The sequence below is a fragment of the Piscinibacter sp. genome, assembly GCF_050175855.1.
In the GTDB taxonomy this organism is placed as follows: Bacteria; Pseudomonadota; Gammaproteobacteria; order Burkholderiales; family Burkholderiaceae_C; genus Piscinibacter.
In genome coordinates this window covers 1-2,724 of record NZ_JBFXIO010000547.1, presented here as the reverse complement: position 1 = coordinate 2,724, position 2,724 = coordinate 1, and the positions used below count along the sequence as shown (strand labels likewise).

The following is a 2,724-nucleotide window of genomic DNA, read 5'->3' as shown; positions in this document are numbered from 1 at the left end:
CCGCCGGGAGCGGCCTTCGGCCTGCCGGCGCGGCCGGGCTCCGGCGCCTTCGTAAAGCTGCTCGCGCCCACCGCCGTGGCGCTGCGCGGCAGCGACCTGCTGGTGGCCGACAGCGGCACCGGCCGGCTGTGGCGCGAGGACCTGGCCCTCAATACGCTGTCGCCGGTGGCCGGCGCGCCGGTGGCGCCCGGCACGGCGGTGGCGATCGGCCCCGATCTCTCGGCCTGGGTGCTCGACGGCATCACGCGGCAGGTGCTGCGCTTCGCGCGGGACGGCCGGCTGCTGCAGACCTGGCGGGCCGCCCCCGCGGCCGCATCGGTCGCCGGCTTCGCGCTGGCCGATGGCGGGGCGACACTGCTCGTGCTGGACGACAGCCTGCGCCAGTGGATCGAGTTCCGCGGTGCCGGCGGCCTGGCGCTGCCGCGCTCGCTGCCGGTCGATCTGCGCAGCGCCGATGGCGTGGCGGTGGCGGGCGACACCGTGTTCGTGCTCGACAGGGCGCGCGGCGCCGTGCATGCGCTGCGCCGCGACGGCACGCTGCTCGCGACGCTCGGCGAGGGCGAGCTGAAGCAGCCGCAGGCCATCGCCGCCGACCGCTTCGCGCGGGTCTTCGTGGTCGACGCCGCGGACCGCGCGGTGAAGCTGCTCGCGCCCGGCCGCGACACGCAGGTGTTCGGTGCCGAGGCGCTGGGCGTGCAGCAGATCGGCGGCATCGCCGTCGACGAACGATTCCTCGCCGTCAGCGACCGCGTGGCCGGCTCGGTGGTGATCCACCAGCTCGCGATCGAGGGCCGGCCATGAGGCGATTCACCGTCCTCGCCGCGGCGCTCCTGCTCGCCGGCTGCGCCAGCACCGACGCCGTGCGCGGCACGATGCACTACGGCATGGCAGATGCGCCGGAGGGCCAGCGGCTGCTCTGGCCGGCGGCGCCCGAGGTGCCGCGCTTCCTCTACGCCGGCACGCTGACCGGCGAGGCCAACTTCCGCCGCGAGGCGGCCACGGGGCTGCGCGCACTGGGCCGCTGGCTGGTCGGCGCCGACGCCGACAAGCCGGTGGTGCTGCAGCGCCCGGCCGCGGTGATCGGCGATGAGGCCGGCCGCCTGTACGTCAGCGACACCAGCCGCCAGGCCGTGTTCGTGTTCGACGAGACCGCAGGCGAGCTGCAGGTGTGGGAGCGCGCCGGCGAGCTGCAGAACTTCGTCGCCCCGGCCGGGCTGGCGCTGGCGCCGCAGCGCGGGCTGTACGTCGCCGATGCCGAGCTGGGCGTCGTCGTGCGGCTCGATGCACAGGGGCAGCCGCTGCAACGCATCGGCCGCGGGGTGCTGCAGCGCCCGGTGGGCGTGGCGCGCGATGCGGCCGGCGGCCGGCTGTTCGTGGCCGATGCCTATGCGCACGACATCAAGGTGTTCGACGACGCCGGCACGCTGCTGCGCACCCTCGGCCGGCGCGGCAACGGCGACGGCGAGTTCAACTACCCCACGCACCTCGCCTTCGCTGCCGGCGAGCTGTACGTGACCGACACGATGAACAGCCGCGTGCAGGTGTTCGATGCCGCCGGCACGCTGCAGCGCCGCTTCGGCGAGCGCGGCCTGTACCTCGGCAACCTGGTGCGGCCCAAGGGCGTGTCGGTCGATGCCGAGGGCAACGTCTACGTGGTCGAGTCGTACCACGACAGCCTGCTGGTGTTCTCGCCGCGCGGCGAGTTCCTGCTGCCGATCGGCGGCACCGGCACCTCGACCGGCCGCTTCTACCTGCCCGCCGGCGTGTGGGTCGATGGCAGGAACCGGGTGCACGTGGCCGACATGTTCAACGGCCGCATCGTGCTGTTCCAGTTCCTCGGGGGTGGGTGAAATGACTCTCCCCCTACGCGCTTCGCGCGCCCCCTCGAGGGGGCACCGCCAGCGGCCCGGCAAAGCCGGTTCCGCGGCGGTCGCTTGCTGCGCGCTGCTGCTCCTGGCCGTGCTCGCCCTGCCGGCGCTGGCGCAGCGCATCTCCGACGTGCGCGGCACGCGGCACAACCTGTCCACCAGCGGCACCGGCGCCACCCATGCCGCGCCCGGCGGCACCAGCGAGGTCTGCGTGTTCTGCCACACGCCGCACGGCGCCACCACGCAGGACCAGGGCGGCGCACCGATGCGTGCGCCGCTGTGGAACCGCCGCGTGCCCGACGGCGCCACCTACACGCCCTACACCTCGTCGTCGATGGATGCGCAGGCCATCCTCGACGGCCTGAACGCGCAGCCCGGCGGCAGCTCGAAGCTGTGCCTGTCGTGCCACGACGGCACGCTGGCCATCGGCAACGTCAACGTGCTCAACGGCACGGCCAACGCGTCGATCCCGATGACCGGCACCGGTCCCGGCGGCACCATGCCGGCGGGCGAGGGCGTGACCAGCGGCTTCACACGCTTCCTCGGCACCGACTTGCGCAACGACCATCCGATCTCGGTCACCTTCAACAGCGCGCTGGCCGCGCGAGACGGCGAACTGCGCCCCGTGGATGCGTCGCAGCGCTGGCCGGCCGGCAGCGGCAGCGTGATCGGGCTGCGCGGCCCCGGCGTCAAGCCGCTGCTGCCGCTGGAACCCACCGGCAACGGCGGCGCCGGCCAGGTGCAGTGCGCGAGCTGCCACGACCCGCACGTGCGCGAGCTCGACCCGTCCAAGGGCAACCAGAAGTTCCTGCGCGCGCAGCGCTTCCAGGAAGCCGCGCCGACGGCGGCGCACAAC

The 2,724-nt window shown here is 74.3% G+C and carries 2 protein-coding genes and 1 pseudogene; all 3 read left to right on the top strand.

Going from position 1 to position 2,724, the window contains the following annotated elements:
- On the top strand, nt 1-801 hold an 801-nt coding region (locus tag AB7U92_RS25510), incomplete at its 5' end, for a hypothetical protein (protein WP_428583409.1).
- The gene (locus AB7U92_RS25505) at nt 798-1,850 is read left to right on the top strand and encodes a 6-bladed beta-propeller (RefSeq protein ID WP_428583407.1); all 1,053 of its coding nucleotides are present in this window, start codon (nt 798-800) and stop codon (nt 1,848-1,850) included. The genes AB7U92_RS25510 and AB7U92_RS25505, both read left to right, overlap by 4 nt.
- 109 nt (nt 1,851-1,959) lie before the next feature.
- Nucleotides 1,960-2,724 (top strand): annotated as a pseudogene (locus tag AB7U92_RS25500) (cytochrome c3 family protein); the annotation flags it as partial.